The sequence below is a fragment of the Variovorax sp. V213 genome, assembly GCF_041154455.1.
In the GTDB taxonomy this organism is placed as follows: domain Bacteria; phylum Pseudomonadota; class Gammaproteobacteria; order Burkholderiales; family Burkholderiaceae_C; genus Variovorax.
Map to the genome: position 1 here is coordinate 4,518,510 of NZ_AP028664.1, position 21,918 is coordinate 4,540,427.

The window sequence follows — 21,918 nt, forward strand, 5'->3', positions numbered from 1 at the left end:
CGCCTGGATGATCGGAAGATAGTTCTGGCAAGTTGAGGCGATGGTAACGGGCCGGCATGACGCACAAAGCCGCACGAATCAAGAAAGAAGAAGGCGTTTCCCGGCGACTTGAAAAAGAACTTCAGAGCAGGGGTGCGGCCGGTCGCAAACGCACCATCCATGCCACCAGCAAGGCCGGAAACTGGACGATGGCGGCGTTGTACTGTTCCACCGCCAGGTTGAACTGGCTGCGAGCGATTTCCGCCGCGGCTGAAGGTTCAGGCCAGGCCATGGGCTCCGCCGTGCCGGACGATGCGGCGCCTGCACCGGTTCCGCTACCGCTCGGCAACAGCGGCGCGGGCCGCGAGAGGGTGCCGTCCGCGTCGAAGACCGTGACCGCGTCCGGGTGCTGGCGCTGCCAGGCGGAGATCAGCACCTGCAGCGCCGTGGCCAGCGCAGCCATGCCGCCCGGATCCAGCGGATGCAGCCGGGTCGCGCCCAGCAGCGTGGCCAGCTGGGTGGCGGCGGCCTGCAGCGGCGCCACCGACGAAGAAAAACCGGGCGACGGTGGATCTTTTTCGGGCACGGCGGCCGCGATGCTGGCCAAAACGAAGTCCAGCTGCTTTCGGAGCGCCGCATCGAGCGTGGCGTAGGCCTGGAGCACGGCGGCGCGCAGGCGCACCAGCCTGTTGTAGGCCCCCACGAACCAGAACAACAGCACGGCGACGGCGATCCAGCTGGCAAACGAATCGGGCAATGCGCTCATCGGCAAAAACACTTCATGGAAAAAACGACTCAAAGAAAAACGCCCCCCAACCGGATTCGGTCGGGGGGCGCCGGATACCGGTCATGGCCGGTGATGCTAACCAGTTATTCGGACGCGGCGCCTTCGCTGGCGTCGGCCGTGCTGGGAACATCGCTGGTCGAACCGGCCAGTTCGGCGGCTTCGGATTCGGCGATGGCGCGGCGCTCGGCCTCGTCCATCTGATCCTTGACCTTGCGTGCCTGGTGGTACGCCATGCCGGTGCCCGCGGGAATCAGGCGGCCGACGATGACGTTTTCCTTCAGGCCGCGCAGCTCGTCGCGCTTGCCCATGATCGCGGCTTCGGTCAACACGCGCGTCGTTTCCTGGAACGAAGCGGCCGAGATGAACGAGTCGGTCGAGAGCGATGCCTTCGTGATACCCAGCAGCAGGTTGGTGAACGTCGCGGGGATCTTGCCTTCGGCGCGCAGGGCGTCGTTGGTGTTGAGCATTTCGCTGCGTTCGACCTGTTCGCCGGAGATGTAGCTGGTCTCGCCGATGTTGTCGACCACGACGCGGCGCAGCATCTGGCGAACGATCACCTCGATGTGCTTGTCGTTGATCTTCACACCCTGCAAACGGTACACGTCCTGCACTTCGTCCACGATGTAGCGCGCGAGTTCTTCCGAGCCCAGCAGGCGCAGGATGTCCTGCGGGTCCGCCGGACCGTCGACCACGCTTTCGCCCTTGTTCACCACCTGGCCTTCGTGCACCAGGATGTTCTTTTCCTTCGGCACGAGGTCTTCCCAGACCGTGCCTTCCGGGTCGGTGATCTGCAGGCGGATCTTGCCCTTGGTCTCCTTGCCGAACGACACGGTACCGGTCATTTCGGCCAGCATGCCCTTGTCCTTCGGCGAACGGGCTTCGAACAGCTCGGCCACGCGCGGCAGACCGCCGGTGATGTCGCGGGTCTTCTGGCCTTCGACCGGAATACGCGCCAGCACTTCGCCGGGGCCCACGTCCTGGCCGTCGCGGATCTGCACCAGGGCGCCGATCGGGAAGCCGATGGTCACCGAGTGGTCGGTGCCCGGGATCTTCACTTCGGAGCCGGAGGCATCGATGAGCTTCACCTGCGGGCGCACGACCTTGGCAGCGCCGCGGCGCTTCGGGTCGATCACGACCAGGGTCGACAGGCCGGTCACTTCGTCCACCTGCTTGGCGACCGTGAGGCCTTCCTCGACGTTCTCGAACTGCGTCTTGCCGGCGAACTCGGTGATGATGGGGCGCGTCAGCGGATCCCAGTTGGCAAGCACGTGGCCGGCCTTGATCTGCTGGTCGGCCTTGACCGCCAGGGTCGCACCGTACGGCACCTTGTGGCGCTCGCGCTCGCGGCCGTGTTCGTCATGGATGACGATCTCGCCCGAACGTGCAATCACCACCAGCTCGTTCTTGCTGTTGGTCACGTAGCGCATCGTGGCGTTGAAGCCGATCGTGCCGTTGGACTTGGCTTCGACGCTCGAGGCCACGGCCGCACGCGATGCCGCACCACCGATGTGGAACGTACGCATCGTGAGCTGCGTGCCGGGTTCGCCGATCGACTGCGCCGCGATCACACCGACGGCTTCGCCGATGTTGATCAGGCCGCCGCGGCCCAGGTCGCGGCCGTAGCAGGTGGCGCAGATGCCGAAGCGGGTCTCGCAGGTCAGCGCGGTACGCACCTTGACCTCGTCGACGCCTTGCGCCTCGAGCTCTTCGATGTTGTCCTCGTCGAACATCTCGCCGGCCTTCAGCAGCACCGAACGATTTTCCGGGTGCAGCACGTCGTCCGCCGCCGAGCGGCCGAGGATACGGTCGCGCAGCGATTCGATCACTTCGCCGCCTTCGACAATGGCGCGCATCAGGTAGCCGCCGTGCGTGCCGCAGTCCTGTTCGGTCACGACCAGGTCTTGCGTCACGTCGACCAGACGACGGGTCAGGTAACCCGAGTTCGCGGTCTTCAGTGCCGTGTCGGCCAGACCCTTGCGGGCACCGTGGGTGGAGATGAAGTACTCCAGCACGTTCAGGCCTTCGCGGAAGTTCGCGGTAATGGGCGTCTCGATGATCGAGCCGTCCGGCTTGGCCATCAGGCCCCGCATACCGGCCACCTGGCGAATCTGCGCTGCGGAACCGCGGGCGCCGGAGTCGGCCATCATGTAGATGGAGTTGAACGACTCCTGCTCCACTTCCTTGCCGTGGCGGTCGATGACCTTCTGCTTCGACAGCTTGGCCATCATCACCTTCGACACTTCGTCGCCGGCCTTGCCCCAGATGTCCACCACCTTGTTGTAGCGCTCGCCGGAGGTCACGAGACCCGAGACGTACTGCTGCTCGATCTCCTTCACTTCCTTGGCCGAGCGCTCGATGATGCCGTGCTTTTCAGCGGGCACCAGCATGTCGTCGATGGCGATCGAGATACCGGCCTTGGTTGCCAGGCGGAAGCCGTTTTGCAGCAGCTTGTCGGCGAACACCACGGTCTCTTTCAGGCCGCACTTGCGGAACGAGACGTTGATGAGCTTGGAAATTTCCTTCTTCTTCAGCGCCTTGTTGATGTTCGAGAACGGCAGGCCCTTCGGCAGGATCTCGGACAGCAGTGCACGGCCCACGGTGGTGTCCACCAGCGACGTGGAAGGGGTGAACTCACCCGTTTCCTTGTCCTTGGTGTACTCCGTGATGCGCACGGCGACCTTGGCGGTCAGTTCGACTTCGTTGGCGTCGAGTGCGCGCTGCACTTCACCGATGTCGGAGAAGATCAGGCCCTCGCCCTTGCCGTTGATGCGGTCGCGGGTCGTGTAGTACAGACCCAGCACCACGTCCTGCGAAGGAACGATCGACGGTTCGCCCGACGCGGGGAACAGCACGTTGTTGGAGGCCAGCATCAGCGTGCGGGCTTCCATCTGCGCTTCCACCGACAGCGGCACGTGAACGGCCATCTGGTCGCCGTCGAAGTCGGCGTTGAACGCCGCGCAAACCAGCGGGTGCAGCTGGATCGCCTTGCCTTCGATCAGGATCGGCTCGAACGCCTGGATGCCCAAACGGTGCAGCGTAGGCGCACGGTTCAGCATGACCGGGTGTTCCTTGATCACTTCTTCCAGGATGTCCCAGACCACCGGCGTGCCGGATTCGACTTCCTTCTTGGCAGCCTTGATCGTGGTCGCGATGCCCATGGCTTCGAGGCGCGAGAAGATGAAAGGCTTGAACAGTTCGAGCGCCATCAGCTTCGGCAGGCCGCACTGGTGCAGCTTGAGCGTCGGGCCCACCACGATGACCGAACGGCCCGAGTAGTCGACGCGCTTGCCCAGCAGATTCTGGCGGAAGCGGCCGCTCTTGCCCTTGATCATGTCGGCCAGCGACTTGAGCGCGCGCTTGTTGGCGCCCGTCATGGCCTTGCCGCGGCGGCCGTTGTCCAGCAGCGAGTCGACAGCCTCTTGCAGCATCCGCTTTTCGTTGCGCGCGATGATTTCCGGAGCCTTGAGCTCCAGCAGGCGGCGCAGGCGCGAATTGCGGTTGATGACGCGGCGGTACAGGTCGTTCAGGTCGGAGGTCGCGAAGCGGCCGCCATCCAGCGGCACCAGCGGACGCAGGTCCGGCGGCAGCACGGGCAGCACGTCGAGCACCATCCACTCGGGCTTGATGCCCGACTTGCGGAAGGCCTCGAGCACCTTCAGTCGCTTGGAGTTCTTCTTGACCTTGACTTCGGAGCCGGTCAGGTCGCCGCGCAGGCGTTCGATCTCGCTGTCGAGTTCGATACCTTCGAGCAGGTCCTTGATACCTTCGGCGCCCATCTTGGCGACGAATTCGTCGCCGTATTCCTTGCGCTTCGCGTCATAGTCGTCCTCGGACATGATGCCGAACTTCTTCAGCGGGGTCATGCCGGGGTCGGTGATCACGTAGGCTTCGAAGTACAGCACGCGTTCGATGTCGCGCAGCGTCATGTCGAGCACGAGGCCCAGACGCGACGGCAGCGACTTCAGGAACCAGATGTGCGCGCAGGGCGCGGCCAGGTCGATGTGGCCCATGCGCTCGCGGCGCACCTTGGTCTGCGTGACTTCAACGCCGCACTTCTCGCAGATCACGCCGCGGTGCTTCAGGCGCTTGTACTTGCCGCACAGGCACTCGTAGTCCTTGATGGGGCCGAAGATCTTGGCACAGAAGAGACCGTCGCGCTCGGGCTTGAACGTGCGGTAGTTGATCGTCTCTGGCTTCTTCACCTCGCCGAAAGACCACGAACGGATCTTCTCGGGCGAAGCCATGCCGATCTTGATGGCATCGAAATGCTCATCGGGCGTAAATTGCTTGAACAGGTCGAGTAGCGATTTCATAAGACTCTTTCCCTTTTCAAATTAAGAACGCTCGAGCTCGATGTCGAGCCCCAGCGAACGAATTTCCTTGACCAGCACGTTGAACGATTCCGGCATGCCGGCTTCGATCGTGTGCTCGCCCTTGACGATGCTTTCGTACACCTTGGTACGGCCTTGCACGTCGTCGGACTTCACGGTCAGCATTTCCTGCAGGACGTAGGCGGCGCCGTAAGCTTCCAGCGCCCACACTTCCATTTCGCCGAAACGCTGGCCGCCGAACTGCGCCTTGCCGCCCAGCGGCTGCTGCGTGACCAGCGAGTACGGGCCGGTCGAGCGGGCGTGCATCTTGTCGTCCACCAGGTGGTGCAGCTTCAAGAAGTGCATGTAGCCCACGGTGACGGGACGCTCGAACTGGTCGCCGGTGCGGCCGTCGTACAGGTAGGCCTGCGTGCGCGTATCGGTCAGGCCCTTGAGCTTGGCGATGTCGTCCGGATAGGCGAGCTTCAGCATGCCGCGGATTTCTTCTTCCGAGGCACCGTCGAACACCGGCGTCGCAAAGGTTGCGCCGCTGGAGAGGTTTTCCGCCATCTCGAGCAGGTCGGTGTCGCTCAGCTTGCTGAGGTCTTCCTTGCGACCCGAACCGTTGTACAGCTGCTCCATGAACTTGCGCAGCTCGGCCACCTTGGCTTCTTGCTGCAGCAGGTCGCCGATGCGCTGGCCGATGCCCTTGCCGGCCCAGCCCAGGTGCACTTCGAGCACCTGGCCCACGTTCATCCGCGAAGGCACGCCCAGCGGATTCAGGCAGATGTCGCACGGCGTACCGTCGGCCATGTGGGGCATGTCTTCGACCGGAACGATCTTCGACACCACACCCTTGTTGCCGTGGCGGCCGGCCATCTTGTCGCCGGGTTGCAGGCGGCGCTTGACGGCCAGGTAGACCTTGACCATCTTGAGCACGCCCGCGGGCAGCTCGTCGCCCTGCGTGAGCTTCTTGCGCTTTTCTTCGAACGCGAGGTCGAAGCTGTGGCGCGTCTGCTCGAGCGAGTTCTTGATCGACTCGAGTTGCGTTGCCACTTCGTCGTCCGCCGGGCGGATGTCGAACCAGTGGAACTTCTCGACCGACGACAGGTAGGCCTTGTCGAGCTTGGTGCCCTTGGCCAGCTTGTTCGGGCCGCCGTTGGCGACCTTGCCGGTCAGCAGCTTCTCGATACGGTCGAACGCGTCGGCCTCGACGATGCGAAGCTGGTCGTTCAGGTCGAGGCGGAAGCGCTTGAGCTCGTCGTCGATGATCTGCTGGGCGCGCTTGTCGCGCGTGATGCCTTCGCGGGTGAACACCTGCACGTCGATCACGGTACCTTGCGAGCCCTGGTCCACGCGTAGCGAGGTGTCCTTCACGTCGGAAGCCTTCTCGCCGAAGATGGCGCGAAGCAGCTTCTCTTCAGGCGTCAGCGTGGTCTCGCCCTTGGGCGTGACCTTGCCCACCAGCGTGTCGCCCGGCTGCACTTCGGCGCCGACATAGATGATGCCGGATTCGTCGAGGCGGTTGAGCTGCTGCTCGGCCAGGTTCGGAATGTCGCGCGTGATTTCTTCGGCACCCAGCTTGGTGTCGCGAGCCATCACCACCAGTTCCTCGATGTGGATCGAGGTGTAGCGGTCTTCCGCGACGACGCGTTCCGAAATCAGGATCGAGTCTTCGAAGTTGTAGCCGTTCCAGGGCATGAACGCGATCAGCATGTTCTGGCCGAGGGCCAGTTCGCCGAGGTCGGTCGATGCACCGTCGGCCACCACGTCGCCCTTGGCGATCTTGTCGCCGCGCTTGACGATCGGACGCTGGTGGATGTTGGTGTTCTGGTTCGAACGCTGATACTTGATCAGGTTGTAGATGTCCACACCGACTTCACCGGCTGCCGCTTCGGCGTCGTTCACGCGCACCACGATGCGGGTCGCGTCGACGTAATCGACGATACCGCCACGGGTGGCCGTGACCACGGTGCCCGAGTCGACCGCGGAGACGCGCTCGATACCGGTACCGACCATCGGCTTCTCGGGGCGCAGCACGGGCACGGCTTGGCGCTGCATGTTGGCGCCCATCAGCGCGCGGTTCGCGTCGTCGTGCTCAAGGAACGGCACGAGCGAGGCGGCCACCGACACGATCTGCGCGGGCGACACGTCCATGTACTGGATGCGCTCGGCACCCACCAGGATCGATTCGCCGGCTTCACGCGCCGAGACCAGGTCGCCGGTCAGCTTGCCGTCCTTGTCCAGGACCGCATTGGCCTGGGCGATGACGTACTTGCCTTCTTCGATGGCCGACAGGTAGTCGATATCGTTGGTGACCTTGCTGTCCACCACGCGGCGGTACGGCGTCTCGATGAAGCCGTATTCGTTCAGGCGGGCGTACAGGGCCAGCGAGTTGATCAGGCCGATGTTCGGGCCTTCAGGCGTTTCGATCGGGCACACGCGGCCGTAATGGGTCACGTGCACGTCGCGCACTTCGAAGCCTGCACGCTCGCGCGTCAAACCGCCCGGGCCAAGAGCCGACACGCGGCGCTTGTGGGTGATTTCGGACAGCGGGTTCGTCTGGTCCATGAACTGCGACAGCTGCGAGGCGCCGAAGAATTCCTTCAGCGCGGCCGAGATCGGCTTGCTGTTGATCAGGTCGTGCGGCATCAGCGGCTCTTGCTCCGCCTGGCCCAGACGTTCCTTCACGGCCTTCTCGATACGGGCCAGGCCGGTGCGGTACTGGTTTTCGGCCAGTTCGCCGACGCAACGCACGCGGCGGTTGCCCAGGTGGTCGATGTCGTCGACTTCGCCGTTGCCGTTGCGCAGGTCCACGAGGATCTTGACCACGGCCAGGATGTCTTCGTTGGTCAGCACCATCGGGCCGGTCGATTCGTCGCGGCCGACCTTGGCGTTGAACTTCATGCGGCCGACGCGCGACAGGTCGTACGTGTCCGGGTTGTAGAACAGGCGCTGGAACAGCGCTTGCACTGCGTCTTCCGTCGGCGGCTCGCCGGGGCGCATCATGCGGTAGATGGCCACGCGGGCTGCGAACTCGTCCACCGTCTCGTCGATGCGCAGGGTCTGCGAGATGTACGCGCCCTGGTCGAGTTCGTTGGTGTAGATCACCTGGATGTCCTGCACGCCGGCCGTGCGCAGCTTCTTCAGCAGCGCTTCGGTCAGTTCGTCGTTGGCCTTGGCCAGGATTTCGCCGGAGTCGGCGTCGACGATGTTGCGGGCGATGACGCGGCCGACCAGGAAGTCTTCCGGCACGCTGATGTGCGTGGTGCCCGACTGCTCGAGTTCACGCGTGTGGCGCGCGGTCACGCGCTTGTCCTTGGCGACCACGACCTTGCCCGACTTGTCGGTGATGTCGAAGCGCGCGACTTCGCCGCGCAGGCGCTCGGGAACGAATTCCATCTGCGCGCCGCTGTCCATCAGGCGGAAGTTGTCGTTCACGAAGAAGTTCGCGAGGATCGATTCCGGATTCAGGCCGATGGCCTTCAGCAGGATCGTGACCGGCATCTTGCGGCGGCGGTCGACGCGGAAGTACAGCATGTCCTTCGGGTCGAACTCGAAGTCGAGCCACGAACCGCGGTAGGGAATCACGCGGGCCGAGAACAGGAGCTTGCCCGAGCTGTGCGTCTTGCCCTTGTCGTGTTCGAAGAACACGCCGGGCGAACGATGCAGCTGCGAGACGATCACGCGCTCGGTGCCGTTGATGATGAAGGAACCCTTTTCGGTCATGAGCGGCACTTCGCCCATGTAGACCTCTTGTTCCTTCACTTCCTTGACCACCTTCGACTGCGAGGTCGACGACTCGCGGTCATAGATGATGAGCTGCACCTTGGCGCGCACGGCCGAGGCGAAGGTCAGGCCACGGGTCTGGCACTCGCGCACGTCGAAGGCAGGCTTCGCGAGGTTGTACTCGAGGAACTTCATCTCGACAAAACCGTTGTGCGAGACGATCGGGAACGCGGCGTCGAACGCGGCCTGCAGGCCTTCGACGGTACGTTGTTTGGGGGGAATGCCAGCTTGCAGGAACGCGGTGTACGCGTCTTTCTGCATCTGCAGCAGGTAGGGAATTTCTACGACGCTGTCGCGGTTACCGAAACTTTTTCGGATGCGCTTGCGTTCGGTGTAACTGTACGCGGACGATTGGGCCATGAGAGCTCCGGAGCTTGAGATCTTCAGCGACTTGTCAGCAGTGCCGAGGCACCACTGCTTGGCGGCTGGCCACTACCAGCCGTTGGCGGACAGCGATGCGTTGCACATCGCCCGAACCAAGGGGTCTTCTGCAGTCGGGGTCAGAAGACACTCAAAAAACGCGTTGGAATGGCGGCTTTTGGGTGCGCTCTGAAAGCGGCAAAGGCTGGAGGGCCTTTTCAGGCACCTCCAGCCCTCTAGGGGGTCTGAATTACTTCAGTTCCACCTTGGCGCCAGCGTCTTCCAGCTTCTTCTTGGCGGCTTCAGCGTCAGCCTTCGACAGGCCTTCCTTGACTGCCTTGGGAGCGGCTTCCACCAGGTCCTTGGCTTCCTTGAGGCCCAGGCCGGTGATTTCGCGCACGGCCTTGATCGCCGAAACCTTGTTCGCGCCTGCATCCATCAGCATGACGTTGAACTCGGTCTGCTCTTCGACGGCAGCGGCGGCAGCACCACCGCCAGCGCCGGCGGGAGCGGCCATTGCAGCGGCGCTCACGCCGAACTTCTCTTCGATGGCTTTCACCAGGTCGTTGAGTTCCAGGACCGTCATGCTGTCGAGCGCGGTCAGAAATGCGTCTTTATCGAATGCCATTTTTGTTTCCTAACAATTGGGTTGAATATTTCAAACGCAAGGCTCAAGCGGCCTGCGCTTCTGCCGGTGCATCGGCGGGTGCAGCTTCGCCACCACCGCGCTTCTCGGCCAGCGCCGCGAGCACGCGGGCGGTACGAGAGATCGGGGATTGCATCAAGCCCAGCAATTGCGCCAGCAGCACTTCCTTGGAAGGGATGTTGGCCAGTTGCTTCACGCCGTTCACGTCCAGGGCCTTGCCGCCGAAAGCGCCACCGCGAATCACCAACTTGTCGTTGGTCTTCGCGAAATCGGCCACCACCTTGGCGGCGGCCACTGCGTCTTCGGAAAAGCCATAGATCAGCGGACCGGTCATCTGGTCGCCAACAATCTCAAATGCGCTACCAGCGACAGCACGGCGTGCCAGCGTGTTCTTCAACACGCTGAGGGTCACACCCTTGCTGCGAGCTTCGCTGCGCAGTTTGGTCATGTCGGCCACCGTGATGCCACGGTATTCCGCCATCACGAGCGTTTGAGCTTTAGCGGCGAGGCTGGTCACATCACTGATGACCGCTTCTTTCTCACTGCGATTCAGACTCAAGGTCTACTCCTTTTAATGCGATCTTCGGCCGGGGCCTCGGATCGCGCTTCATGCAGCGACCAACTGTCAGGAACAAAAAATCAAATTCCTTGCAGCGGGATCGCCATCTGCGCTGATTGCCGGACAAAAGGTCCGGCGATTAAGTGCAGGCACCCTGCACACCAGCGGTCTTGGATGGCTCACGGCAACCGAAGCTGCCGCGACCCACCACATCCGTCGCGCCCTTGCGGGCGGGACAAATCTCTTTAGCTCGCCGAGATGGTTTGCGTGTCCACGCGGACACCCAGACCCATGGTCGACGACACAGCCACCTTGCGCAGGTACACGCCCTTGCTGGTCGCCGGCTTGGCCTTGACCAGAGCGTCGATCAGCGCAGCGAGGTTGCCCTGCAGCTTGTCGGTGTCGAACGAACGGCGGCCGATCGTGCCGTGCACGATGCCGGCCTTGTCGACGCGGAACTGAACCTGGCCAGCCTTGGCGTTCTTCACGGCCGTGGCGACGTCCGGGGTCACCGTGCCAACCTTGGGGTTGGGCATCAGGCCGCGCGGGCCGAGGATCTGGCCGAGCGTACCGACCACGCGCATCGCGTCGGGGGCAGCGATTACGACGTCGAAAGGCATGTCGCCAGCCTTGACCATGGCAGCCAGGTCGTCCATGCCGACGATGTCGGCGCCGGCGGCCTTGGCTTCTTCAGCCTTGGCGCCCTGGGCGAACACAGCCACGCGCTTGGTCTTGCCGGTGCCGTTGGGCAGCACGACGGCGCCACGCACGACCTGGTCCGACTTCTTCGCATCGATGCCGAGCTGCACGGCCACGTCGATCGATTCGTCGAACTTGGCGGTGGCGGCGTCCTTCACGATGCCGATGGCGTCAACGAGGGGGTACAGCTTGTTGCTGTCGACCTTGCCTGCGAGCGCTTTTTGCTTCTTGGTGATCTTGGCCATTTACACGCCCTCCACATTCACGCCCATCGAACGGGCAGAGCCGGCGATGGTGCGAACTGCTGCGTCCAGATCGGCTGCAGTCAGGTCCTTCATCTTGGCCTTGGCAATTTCCTCGAGCTGTGCGCGCGTGATCTTGCCGACCTTGTCGGTGTGCGGACGGGCCGAACCCTTGTCCAGCTTGATGGCCTTCTTGATCAAGGTGATCGCCGGCGGCGTCTTGATGATGAAGGTGAAGCTCTTGTCAGCGAACGCGGTGATGACCACCGGCAGCGGCAGACCAGGCTCGACGCTCTGGGTCTGTGCGTTGAACGCCTTGCAGAACTCCATGATGTTCAAACCACGCTGGCCCAGTGCGGGACCGATGGGTGGTGACGGGTTGGCCTTACCAGCTGGCACTTGCAGCTTGATGAAGCCGACGATTTTTTTCGCCATGCTTTGCTCCTTGCGGGTGATATCGCCTTGGCTCTCGCCGCAGCTCCCCGGGGTTAGACGACTCTTCGATCAAGGCCGCGCGCCGAGTCGGACAACGCGCAGCCGGAAATGGTTCCGGCCCGAAGACCGGAAGGGGCTCAGGTCTTTTCGACCTGGCTGAATTCGAGCTCCACAGGCGTCGCGCGGCCGAAGATCATGACCGACACGCTGACCTTGCTCTTCTCGTAGTTGACTTCTTCGACCGTGCCGTTGAAGTCGGTGAACGGGCCTTCCTTGACGCGCACGAATTCGCCGACGGTGAACTCGACCTTGTGGCGCGGCTTCTCGGTGCCCTGCTGCATCTGGTTGACGATGTCCTCGACCTCTTTCTGCGAGATCGGGGCCGGGCGGTTCTTGGCGCCGCCCACGAAGCCCGTCACCTTGTTGGTGTGCTTCACCAGGTGCCAGCTCTCGTCGTCCATGATCATTTCGACCAGCACGTAGCCCGGGAAGAAGCGGCGCTCGGTGGTGCGCTTCTGGCCGTTCTTGATCTCGACCACTTCTTCGGTCGGAACCAGGATGCGGCCGAACTTGTCCTGCATGCCGGCGCGGTTGATGCGCTCGGTGATGTTGCGCTCGACAGCCTTCTCCATGCCCGAATAGGCATGCACCACGTACCAACGCAGATCGGGGTTGGCGGCGGGAGCCAGCACGGAAGTGCTTTCTTCTTCCGGCGCGCCCGGCGTGGTGTCAACTGCGTTCACTGGATCAGCGGTCATTTATTTTCTCCAGCCCAGAATGAGGTCGAAAAACACCCATTCGAGCGTCTTGTCGGTGAGCCAGAGGAAAACGGACATGATTGCCACGAAGGCAAACACATAAGCCGTCATCTGCATCGCTTCCTTGCGGGTCGGCCAGACGACCTTCTTGACCTCGCGCCACGAGTCGCGGCCGAAGGCCCACAGCTGGCGGCCATTCTCCGAACTGCCGAACGCGCCCACGGCCGCGGCCAGGCCGACCAGCAGCGCAGCCCATTGCACCAGCGAGCCCTGGCGCGACAGCAGATAGAACGCCACGATGGCGCCCACTGCCAGCACCACCGCCGCAGCCAATTTGGCCTTGTCGGCACCCGTGCTCACGGTTTCGATTTGAGAAGTGGCCATGTTCGGCTGATTTCCTGTGGCCTTTCGGCCTTCAATTCAATGCGCCTCTTGAGACGCCGAAGCCCATCGGGTCACGATGGGCTTTTTTGCCTTCCATCGGGTCACCGATGGGGCTTTTTGCCTTCCGCCGGATCACCGACGGGGCGTTTTTCGGAGGCGCCACCTAGGTGGCAGGGGCAGTAGGAATCGAACCTACAACCTTCGGTTTTGGAGACCGACGCTCTGCCAATTGAGCTATACCCCTCCGGTACTCTTTACGCTCGGCTTAGATGTCGAGGATCTTGGCCACGACGCCCGAACCCACGGTGCGGCCACCTTCACGGATGGCGAAGCGCAGGCCTTCTTCCATCGCGATCGGGTTGATCAGCTTCACGGTGATGCTGACGTTGTCGCCAGGCATGACCATTTCCTTGTCCTTGGGCAACTCGATCGCGCCGGTCACGTCCGTCGTGCGGAAGTAGAACTGCGGACGGTAGTTGTTGAAGAACGGCGTGTGACGGCCACCTTCGTCCTTGGACAGCACATAGACTTCAGCGGTGAAGTGGGTGTGCGGCTTGATCGAACCCGGCTTGCACAGCACTTGGCCGCGCTCGACTTCTTCGCGCTTGGTGCCGCGCAGCAGCACGCCGACGTTGTCGCCCGCCTGGCCTTGGTCCAGCAGCTTGCGGAACATTTCCACGCCGGTGCAGGTGGTCTTGACGGTCGGGCGGATGCCCACGATCTCGATTTCCTCGCCGACCTTGATCACGCCGCGCTCGACAGCGCCGGTCACCACGGTGCCGCGGCCGGAGATCGAGAACACGTCTTCGACGGGCATCAGGAAGGTGCCGTCCACGGCGCGCTCGGGCGTCGGGATGTAGGTGTCGAGGGCTTCGGCCAGCTTCATGATGGCCTGCTCGCCCAGGGGACCCTTGTCGCCTTCCAGGGCGAGCTTGGCCGAGCCGTGGATGATGGGGGTGTCGTCGCCCGGGAACTCGTACTTGTCCAGGAGTTCGCGCACTTCCATTTCGACCAGCTCGAGCAGTTCGGCGTCGTCGACCATGTCGCACTTGTTCAGGAACACGATGATGTAGCCCACGCCGACCTGACGGGCCAGCAGGATGTGCTCGCGGGTCTGGGGCATCGGGCCGTCGGCGGCCGAGCACACCAGGATGGCGCCGTCCATCTGGGCAGCGCCGGTGATCATGTTCTTGACGTAGTCGGCGTGGCCGGGGCAGTCCACGTGTGCGTAGTGGCGGTTGGCCGTCTCGTACTCGACGTGGGCGGTGTTGATGGTGATGCCGCGGGCCTTTTCTTCGGGCGCCGCGTCGATCTGGTCGTAGGCCTTGGCTTCGCCGCCGAACTTGCTCGACAGCACCGTGGCGATGGCCGCCGTCAGCGTGGTCTTGCCGTGGTCGACGTGACCGATCGTGCCCACGTTCACGTGCGGCTTGGTGCGGGTGAATTTACCTTTTGCCATTTTTCGACTCCGAAAAAAACGATTTCAACGTATGCAGATGGGTTGCAAACCTGCCGTTGCAACCCCCTAGAAACTGGTGCCCTTTGCGGGAATCGGACCCGCGACCTCTCCCTTACCAAGGGAGTGCTCTACCACTGAGCCAAAAGGGCTTTGTCTAACCAATCGCTTCCGGCGTCGAACCGGGTCTCTGGAGCGGGAGACGGGAATCGAACCCGCGTCATCAGCTTGGAAGGCTGGGGTTCTACCATTGAACTACTCCCGCATCGGGGGCACCCCAAGGCACCCAAAGCGCTAGATCCAATCGCTCTTAGAAACCAAATTCATCGCTGGTGGAGAGGGCTGGATTCGAACCAGCGTACTCGTAAGAGGGCAGATTTACAGTCTGCTGCCATTAACCACTCGGCCACCTCTCCGGCGAACCTCGAAATATAGCACGGTTTTGTGACTACGCAGAACCCCAGCACCAAGAAGAAGCGTGAGAACTGCACGAGGCGGAACTGCAAGGATTATCCGCGAATTCAGCCGCCCGCCTGGCGCGCCTCCCGCCACGCACGCGCCTCGCCGAAATGACCGCAGCCGATGAAGGGAACGGGCGGGCGCAACGCGGAAAGCGGCGACGGATGATTCGACATCAGCACCTTATGGCGTCCAATATCGATCAACGCACGCTTACTTTGAGCATGCGAGCCCCAGAGCATAAAAACAACAGGTTTCTCGCCGTCCGATACATGGCGGATGACCGCATCGGTCAGCACTTCCCAGCCACGGCCCGAATGGCTGGCCGGCTGCCCCTCTTCCACCGTGAGGCAGGTGTTGAGCAGCAGCACACCGCGGGTCGCCCATTTCACCAGACTGCCGCCCGGATTCGGGAATGGCGGCGGCGGCGTTCCTAGGTCGCGCTGGAGTTCCTTGAAGATGTTGCGCAGCGATGGCGGCAGCGCCACGCCGGGCGCCACCGAGAACGCCAGACCCTCCGCCTGGCCCCGTCCGTGGTACGGGTCCTGCCCCAGGATGACGACACGCACGTCCTCGGGCGGCGTCAGCTCCAGCGCCCGCAGCGGTTGCGGCGGAAAGATCACTGCGCCGGCATCGAGGCGCTCGCGCAGGAAGCCCAGCAGCTTCTGCCCCACGACGCTGCCGAAAAACTCGTCGACCAGCGGCTGCCAGCCTGGCGCCACGGGCCAGTCGGCAGGATCGCCGCTCGATAGCTGGTCCGGCCGGTTCATTTGAACAATGCAGCGAGCGCCTCGCCGGGTTCCTTGGCACGCATGAAGGCCTCGCCCACCAGGAAGGCGTGGACGCCCGCGGCGCGCAGCGTGGCCACGTCTTCGCGCGTGGCAATGCCGGATTCGGTCACGGCCAGCCGATCGGCTGGCAGCTTGGGCAGCAGGTCGATGGTGGCCTGGATCGACACCTCGAAGTTGCGCAAATTGCGGTTATTCACACCGATCAGCGGAGTCTTGAGCTTGAGCGCACGGTCGAGTTCGGCCGCGTCGTGCACTTCGACCAGCACCGCCATGCCGAGCCCTCGTGCGATGGCTTCGTAGTCCTTCATCTGCGCGTCATCGAGGCAAGCGGCAATCAACAGGACGGCATCGGCGCCCATCGCACGCGATTCGTACACCTGATAAGCGTCGACGATGAAGTCCTTGCGCAGCACCGGCAGGTCGCACGAGGCGCGCGCCTGCTTGAGATAGTCGACGCTGCCCTGGAAAAACTGCTTGTCGGTCAGCACCGAAAGGCAAGCGGCGCTGATCTCGCCGTCGCCCTCCGCATAGCTCTGGGCAATGTCGGCCGGAATGAAGTCTTCTCGCAGCACGCCCTTGCTAGGGCTGGCCTTCTTGACCTCGGCGATCACCGCAGCGTGGCCGGCGGCAATCTTGGCGCGCAGCGCCCCTTCGAAATCGCGCGTCAGCACACGGCTCTCGGCGTCGAAGCGCACCGCTTCGAGCGGGCTTCTTTTTTGCGCCGCAGCAATTTCCTGCCGCTTGACGGCAATGATCTTGTCGAGGATATCGGACATGTTCTGTGTTCCCACCAATCTGTAGCGGCTCAAACGGCCGTGGAGGCCTTGACCAGCTCGGCCAGCTTGGCCCGCGCGGCGCCAGATGCAATCGCCTCGCGCGCGCGCTCGATGCCCGCGGCTATCGAATCGACCACGTTGGCCGCATACAGCGCCGCGCCGGCGTTGAGCAGCACGATGTCCAGCGCCGGGCCGGACTGATTGTCGAGCACCCCCAGCAGCATGGCCTTCGATTGCTCGGGCGTTTCCACGCGCAGCGCGCGATTGCTCGACATGGAAAAGCCGAAGTCCTCGGGGTGCAGCTCGTACTCGCGGATCTCGCCGTCCTTGAGCTCGCCCACCATGGTGGCGGCGCCGAGCGAGATTTCGTCCATGCCGTCGCGGCCGTACACCACCATGGCGTGCTCGGTGCCCAGGCGCTGCAGCGCGCGCACCTGGATGCCGACCAGGTCGGGGTGGAACACCCCCATCAGGATGTTCGGCGCGCCGGCCGGATTGGTCAGCGGTCCGAGGATGTTGAAGATGGTCTTGATGCCCAACTCCTTCCGCACCGGCGCAACGTTCTTCATGGCCGGATGGTGGTTGGGCGCAAACATGAAGCCGATGCCCACCTGCTCGATGGAGCGCGCGATCTGCTCCGGCTGCAGGTTGATGTTGACCCCGAGCGACTCCAGCACGTCGGCGCTGCCCGACTTGCTCGACACACTGCGGCCGCCGTGCTTGCTCACCTTGGCACCGGCCGCGGCCGCGACGAACATCGAGCAGGTCGAGATGTTGAAGGTGTGCGAACCGTCGCCACCGGTACCGACGATGTCGACCAGATGCGTGGTGTCCTTCACCGGCACCTTGGTCGACACCTCGCGCATCACCTGCGCGGCCGCCGTGATTTCGCCGATGGTTTCCTTCTTGACGCGCAGGCCGGTGATCAGCGCCGCCATCATCACGGGCGAGCACTCGCCGCTCATGATGAGCCGCACGATGTGCAGCATTTCGTCGTGGAAGACCTCGCGGTGTTCGATGGTGCGCTGCAGCGCTTCCTGGGGAGTGATCATGGGAAGTCTCCTGGGAGTTTGTCAGTGTCCGGCGCGAACCGCCGGCGCGTCCGTGAACGCAAGCTTGAGGCCGAAGCCGATGAAGAGGACGCCCGCTGCGCGATCGAGCCAGTGCATGCCTTTTTGCACGGCGCCGCGGCGCGCCATCCAGCCAGCCGCCACGGCCCAACCCACGTTGACGGGTATCGCGTTGAGGTTGAACAGCACGCCCAGCAGCACGAAATACAGGGCCTTGTTGTCCGCGCCAGGCGCGATGAACTGCGGCACGAAAGCCAGGAAGAACAACGCGACCTTGGGGTTGAGCACGTTCGTCCAGAAGCCGCCGAGGAAGATCGCCTTGAGGCTGCGTTCCCCGCTCACCGCGGCCGCCGCCTTGCCCAGGTCGGCAGGCGGCGCCGCGCGAGACAGCACCATGCGCACGCCCAGGTAGAGCAGATAGGCCGCGCCGACGTACTTGAGCACCGTGAAGGCCGCCGCAGACGTGGCCATCAGGGTGCCCACGCCGACTGCGGCGGCGAAGATGTGAACGAAGCAGCCGGCGGTGATGCCGAGCCCGGCGACGGTGCCGGCGCGCACGCCGGAGCGCAGCGAGTTCGCCACGATGTAGAGCACGTCGGGCCCCGGCGTCAGGTTCAGCAGCCAGCCTGCAGCGATGAAAGCAAGCAGATGCGGAAGATCGGGCATCGCGGACTCCTTCGCGTCAGGCGTTGAAGAAACCGCGAATGGCAGCGACCGCTCGATCGACACCGGCCGCATCGACATCGAGGTGCGTCACGAAACGCAGGCGATAGAGCCCGGTCGCAAGAATGCCCTGCTGGTTCAGGTGCGCCAGCAGCTGCGAAGAACGCGCCTGCGCCGCACCCGCGAGATCGACGAACACGATGTTCGTGTGCGGCGCCTCGACCTGCAGGCCCTCGATGCCTTCGAGCCCCTCTGCCAGTCGCCGGGCCAGTGCATGGTCTTCAGCCAGCCGGTCGACGTGGTGGTCGAGCGCATGCGAAGCCGCCGCGGCAAGCAGCCCGGCCTGCCGCATGCCGCCGCCCGCCATCTTGCGGATGCGGTGCGCCCGCGCGATGAACTCGCGCGAACCGAGCAGCGCCGAGCCGATGGGTGCGCCCAGGCCTTTGCTGAAGCAGACCGAGACGCTGTCGAAGCACTGCGCGATGCGGCGTGCTTCGGCGCGGATGTCGCGGCGCTTGTTCAGCGCCGCCTGCGCCGTTGCAGCGTTGAAGAGGCGAGCCCCGTCCAGGTGCCGCTGCAGCCCCTTGCTCCTGGCCAGATCGGTCGCGGCCTGCACGTATTCAAAAGGCAGCAGCCTGCCGCCCAGCGTGTTCTCCAGCGCCAGCAGCCGCGTACGCGCGAAGTGCGCGTCGTCGGGCTTGATGGCCGCCTCGATCTGCGCGAGCGGCAGCGTGCCGTCGGGCGCATGGTCGAGCGGCTGCGGCTGCACGCTGCCGAACACCGCCGCGCCGCCGCCTTCCCAGCGGTAGCAATGCGCCTGCTGGCCGACGATGTATTCATCGCCCCGCCCGCAGTGCGAGAGGATCGCGCACAGGTTGCTCTGTGTGCCGGTCGGCACGAACAGCGCCGCCTCGAAGCCCAGCAGCGCAGCGATCTTTTCCTGCAGCGCGTTGACGCTCGGGTCGGTGCCGAAGACGTCGTCGCCGAGCGGCGCCGCCATCATGGCCTCGCGCATCGCCGGGGTGGGCTGCGTGACGGTGTCGCTGCGCAGATCGACGATGGAAGAGCGGTCTGTCATGGCGGTTCAGTCCAGAAAGTTCTTGAGCATCGCGTGGCCGTGCTCGGTCAGGATCGATTCGGGATGGAACTGCACGCCCTCGATGCGCACGTCATGCGCAAAGCCGGTATGCCGCACGCCCATGATCTCGCCGTCGTCGGTCCAGGCGGTGATCGCCAATTCCTTCGGGCAGCTTTCGCGCTCGATCGAGAGCGAGTGATACCGGTTGACGGTGAACTTCTCGGGCAGCCCCGCGAACACGCCTTCTTGCGTGGTCGTGATCTCGCTGGTCTTGCCATGCATGAGCTGTTGCGCGCGCACGATCCTGCCGCCGAAGGCCGCGCCGATGGCCTGGTGGCCCAGGCACACGCCAAGAATGGGCAGCTTGCCCGCGAATTCCTTGATGGCCGCCACCGAAACGCCCGCTTCCGCCGGCGAGCAAGGCCCTGGCGACACCACGAGCCGCGTGACGCCCAAAGCGATCAGCTCGCCGATCTGCGCCACCGTAATCTCGTCATTGCGGTGCACCTGCACGTCCGCACCCAGCTCGCCCAGGTACTGGACGATGTTGTAGGTGAAGGAATCGTAGTTGTCGATCATCAGCAGTTTCATGGCTTGCTCACAATCCGGTGCACGCCCTTGACGACGGGGAACACGTTGAAGTTGATCAAAAGGCCCAGCTTGAGGCCCGAGAGCCTCAGCGCGGCAAGCACCTGCGCGCGGTGCAGGTCGGTCAGCACGTCGACCGCCTTGAGCTCGACGATGACCGATTGCTCGACCACGAAGCCCGCGCGGTACACCTCGCCGAGAGAACGGCCCTTGTAGCTGGCCGACAGCGCCACGCCCTGCGCAAAGCCGATCTCGCGCTCGGCGAGTTCGATGGCCAGTGCCGCGGCGTAGGCGTCTTCACTCAGGCCCGTGCCAAGCACGCGCTGAACCTCGACGGCGGCGCCGATGATTTCGTGCGAGAAATCGTTCTGGATGTCCGGTACGTTGCTCATTCCAGCCCCTCCTCGACCAGTTCGGCGGCGCGCAGCAGTGCGCGCGCCTTGGCTTCCGTTTCTTTCCACTCCAGCTCGGGCACCGAATCGGCGACCACGCCGGCCGCGGCCTGCACGTGCAGCATCTGGTCTTTCACGATGCCGGTGCGGATGGCGATGGCCACGTCCATGTCGCCCGCATAGCTGATGTAGCCGCAGGCACCGCCGTAGAGGCCGCGCTTGGTGGGCTCCAGCTGGTCGATGAGTTCCATCGCGTGCACCTTGGGCGCGCCGGTCAGCGTGCCGGCCGGGAACGTGGCCTTGAGCACGTCGATGGCGGTCATGCCGTCTTTCAGCGTGCCTTCGACGTTGCTCACGATGTGCATCACGTGGCTGTAGCGCTCGACCGCGAAGGCCTCGGTCACCTTCACGGTGCCGGTCTTGGCGATGCGGCCGATGTCGTTGCGCGCGAGGTCGATCAGCATCACGTGCTCGGCGCGCTCCTTCGGGTCGTTGATGAGTTCCACCTCGGCCGCCTTGTCGAGCTCCAGCGAGGCGCCGCGCGGGCGCGTGCCCGCCAGCGGGCGGATGGTGATCTTCTGCTCGCCCTCGCCGGTGTTCTCCTGGCGCACCAGGATTTCGGGCGAGGCCCCCACCACGTGGAAATCGCCCAGGTGGTAGTAGTACATGTAGGGCGACGGATTCAGCGAACGCAGCGCGCGGTACAGCGACAGCGGCGACTCGGTATAGCGCTTGCTGATGCGCTGCCCCACCTGCACCTGCATGAAGTCGCCGGCGGCGATCATTTCCTTGGCGCGCTCCACGGCCGCAAGATAGTCGGCCTTGGCAAAGCTGCGCTCGGGCGGATGGGGCTGCGTCGGCTTGACGACGGGTGCACTCACCGAATACTTGAGCTTTTCCTTCAGCTCGCGCAGGCGGCGCTTGCCCGCCGCATAGGCCTCGGGCTGCTTTGGATCGGCATAGACGATCAGGTAGAGCTTGCCCGAGAGGTTGTCGATGACGGCCAGCTCTTCGCACTGCAGCAGCAGGATGTCGGGGCAGCCCAGCGCATCGGGCGGGCAGCTTTTTTCGAGCTTACGTTCGATGTGGCGCACCGTGTCGTAGCCGAAGTAGCCGGCAAGGCCGCCGCAGAAGCGCGGCAGGCCGGGCCGCAGCGCCACCTTGAAGCGCTTCTGGTATTCGGCGATGAAGTCCAGCGGATTGCCCGCGGCGGTCTCGACCACTTGGCCGTCGGTCACCACCTCGGTCACGGCTTCGGCGCCGAAGCCCGACGCGCGCAGCAAGGTCCGCGCCGGCAGTCCGATGAAGCTGTAGCGCCCGAAGCGCTCGCCGCCCACCACCGATTCGAGCAGGAAGCTGTGCTTGCCGCCGCCCTGCGAATGGGCCAGCTTGAGATAGAGGGAAAGAGGCGTTTCGAGGTCGGCAAAGGCCTCGGCCATCAGCGGAATGCGGTTGTAGCCCTGGGCGCTGAGGCTCTTGAATTCAAGTTCGGTGATCACGGATTCGTTCTCCAATTGCCTCCGGCGCTCGAGTTCGGCCGGTGGCAAGGTCATTCACTGGTGGTCCGGAGTCGATGACCGATCCGGTACCGCGGGCGCACGGCGTGCGCCGTGCAATCAAACAGTCAGCGATGTATGGCGACGCCAGGGCCAGGCTCCCCGGCTGCCTTCACCTGTTTGAATGATGTGATGAACGAA

General features: G+C 63.9%; 18 protein-coding genes and 4 tRNA genes. All 22 read right to left on the reverse strand.

Features of this window, described 5'->3' with window-relative positions:
* Positions 1 to 121: 121 nt before the first annotated feature.
* Positions 122 to 745 (reverse strand): lema family protein, encoded by a 624-nt coding sequence (locus ACAM55_RS21395; RefSeq protein ID WP_369653456.1) that lies wholly within the window; start codon positions 743 to 745, stop codon positions 122 to 124.
* Between the two features lie 104 nt (positions 746 to 849).
* Positions 850 to 5,079, reverse strand: coding sequence for a DNA-directed RNA polymerase subunit beta' (rpoC, locus tag ACAM55_RS21400; RefSeq protein WP_369653457.1), 4,230 nt, complete (start codon positions 5,077 to 5,079; stop codon positions 850 to 852).
* Positions 5,080 to 5,100: 21 nt separating this feature from the next.
* The gene (gene rpoB / locus ACAM55_RS21405) at positions 5,101 to 9,225 is read right to left on the reverse strand and encodes a DNA-directed RNA polymerase subunit beta (protein WP_369653458.1); all 4,125 of its coding nucleotides are present in this window, start codon (positions 9,223 to 9,225) and stop codon (positions 5,101 to 5,103) included.
* A 250-nt stretch (positions 9,226 to 9,475) separates the two neighbouring features.
* Positions 9,476 to 9,853, reverse strand: a complete 378-nt coding sequence (rplL, locus tag ACAM55_RS21410) for a 50S ribosomal protein L7/L12 (RefSeq protein WP_028258527.1) — start codon at positions 9,851 to 9,853, stop codon at positions 9,476 to 9,478.
* Between the two features lie 43 nt (positions 9,854 to 9,896).
* Positions 9,897 to 10,430, reverse strand: a complete 534-nt coding sequence (gene rplJ, locus ACAM55_RS21415) for a 50S ribosomal protein L10 (protein ID WP_012745749.1) — start codon at positions 10,428 to 10,430, stop codon at positions 9,897 to 9,899.
* A 245-nt stretch (positions 10,431 to 10,675) separates the two neighbouring features.
* Positions 10,676 to 11,374 (reverse strand): 50S ribosomal protein L1, encoded by a 699-nt coding sequence (gene rplA, locus ACAM55_RS21420; protein WP_055801194.1) that lies wholly within the window; start codon positions 11,372 to 11,374, stop codon positions 10,676 to 10,678.
* Positions 11,375 to 11,806: a 50S ribosomal protein L11 gene (gene rplK / locus ACAM55_RS21425; protein WP_055801191.1), complete on the reverse strand. Its 432-nt coding sequence runs from the start codon at positions 11,804 to 11,806 to the stop codon at positions 11,375 to 11,377. It abuts the gene before it with no gap.
* 137 nt (positions 11,807 to 11,943) lie between these two features.
* Entirely contained in the window at positions 11,944 to 12,564 is a 621-nt protein-coding gene (nusG, locus tag ACAM55_RS21430; RefSeq protein ID WP_369653459.1) for a transcription termination/antitermination protein NusG, read from the reverse strand.
* On the reverse strand, positions 12,565 to 12,948 hold the full coding sequence (secE, locus tag ACAM55_RS21435) for a preprotein translocase subunit SecE (RefSeq protein WP_007831049.1): 384 nt from the start codon (positions 12,946 to 12,948) through the stop codon (positions 12,565 to 12,567).
* Between the two features lie 168 nt (positions 12,949 to 13,116).
* Positions 13,117 to 13,192 (reverse strand) — tRNA-Trp (locus tag ACAM55_RS21440).
* 21 nt (positions 13,193 to 13,213) lie between these two features.
* A complete protein-coding gene (gene tuf / locus ACAM55_RS21445; protein WP_369653460.1) occupies positions 13,214 to 14,407 on the reverse strand; it encodes an elongation factor Tu in 1,194 nt (397 codons plus the stop codon).
* Between the two features lie 74 nt (positions 14,408 to 14,481).
* Positions 14,482 to 14,556: transfer RNA gene (locus ACAM55_RS21450), tRNA-Thr, on the reverse strand.
* 39 nt (positions 14,557 to 14,595) lie between these two features.
* Positions 14,596 to 14,669 (reverse strand) — tRNA-Gly (locus tag ACAM55_RS21455).
* Positions 14,670 to 14,734: 65 nt separating this feature from the next.
* Positions 14,735 to 14,820 (reverse strand) — tRNA-Tyr (locus ACAM55_RS21460).
* 105 nt (positions 14,821 to 14,925) lie between these two features.
* A complete protein-coding gene (locus ACAM55_RS21465) occupies positions 14,926 to 15,633 on the reverse strand; it encodes a uracil-DNA glycosylase (protein ID WP_369653461.1) in 708 nt (235 codons plus the stop codon).
* Complete coding sequence (gene trpC, locus ACAM55_RS21470) at positions 15,630 to 16,430, reverse strand: indole-3-glycerol phosphate synthase TrpC (protein WP_369653462.1); 801 nt, start codon at positions 16,428 to 16,430, stop codon at positions 15,630 to 15,632. The genes ACAM55_RS21465 and trpC overlap by 4 nt, the downstream gene beginning before the upstream one ends.
* Positions 16,431 to 16,459: 29 nt before the next feature.
* Positions 16,460 to 17,482 carry an anthranilate phosphoribosyltransferase gene (gene trpD, locus ACAM55_RS21475; RefSeq protein ID WP_369653463.1) on the reverse strand — a complete coding sequence of 341 codons (1,023 nt, stop codon included), beginning with the start codon at positions 17,480 to 17,482 and terminating at the stop codon, positions 16,460 to 16,462.
* A gap of 21 nt (positions 17,483 to 17,503) precedes the next feature.
* Positions 17,504 to 18,166 (reverse strand): LysE family translocator, encoded by a 663-nt coding sequence (locus ACAM55_RS21480; RefSeq protein WP_369653464.1) that lies wholly within the window; start codon positions 18,164 to 18,166, stop codon positions 17,504 to 17,506.
* Positions 18,167 to 18,182: 16 nt separating this feature from the next.
* Positions 18,183 to 19,241, reverse strand: a complete 1,059-nt coding sequence (ltaE, locus tag ACAM55_RS21485; RefSeq protein ID WP_369653465.1) for a low-specificity L-threonine aldolase — start codon at positions 19,239 to 19,241, stop codon at positions 18,183 to 18,185.
* Between the two features lie 6 nt (positions 19,242 to 19,247).
* Positions 19,248 to 19,832 carry an aminodeoxychorismate/anthranilate synthase component II gene (locus tag ACAM55_RS21490; protein ID WP_369653466.1) on the reverse strand — a complete coding sequence of 195 codons (585 nt, stop codon included), beginning with the start codon at positions 19,830 to 19,832 and terminating at the stop codon, positions 19,248 to 19,250.
* Positions 19,829 to 20,221 (reverse strand): GxxExxY protein, encoded by a 393-nt coding sequence (locus tag ACAM55_RS21495; RefSeq protein WP_307577471.1) that lies wholly within the window; start codon positions 20,219 to 20,221, stop codon positions 19,829 to 19,831. The genes ACAM55_RS21490 and ACAM55_RS21495 overlap by 4 nt, the downstream gene beginning before the upstream one ends.
* Positions 20,218 to 21,720, reverse strand: a complete 1,503-nt coding sequence (trpE, locus tag ACAM55_RS21500) for an anthranilate synthase component I (RefSeq protein ID WP_369656447.1) — start codon at positions 21,718 to 21,720, stop codon at positions 20,218 to 20,220. The genes ACAM55_RS21495 and trpE overlap by 4 nt, the downstream gene beginning before the upstream one ends.
* Between the last annotated feature and the right edge of the window lie 198 nt (positions 21,721 to 21,918).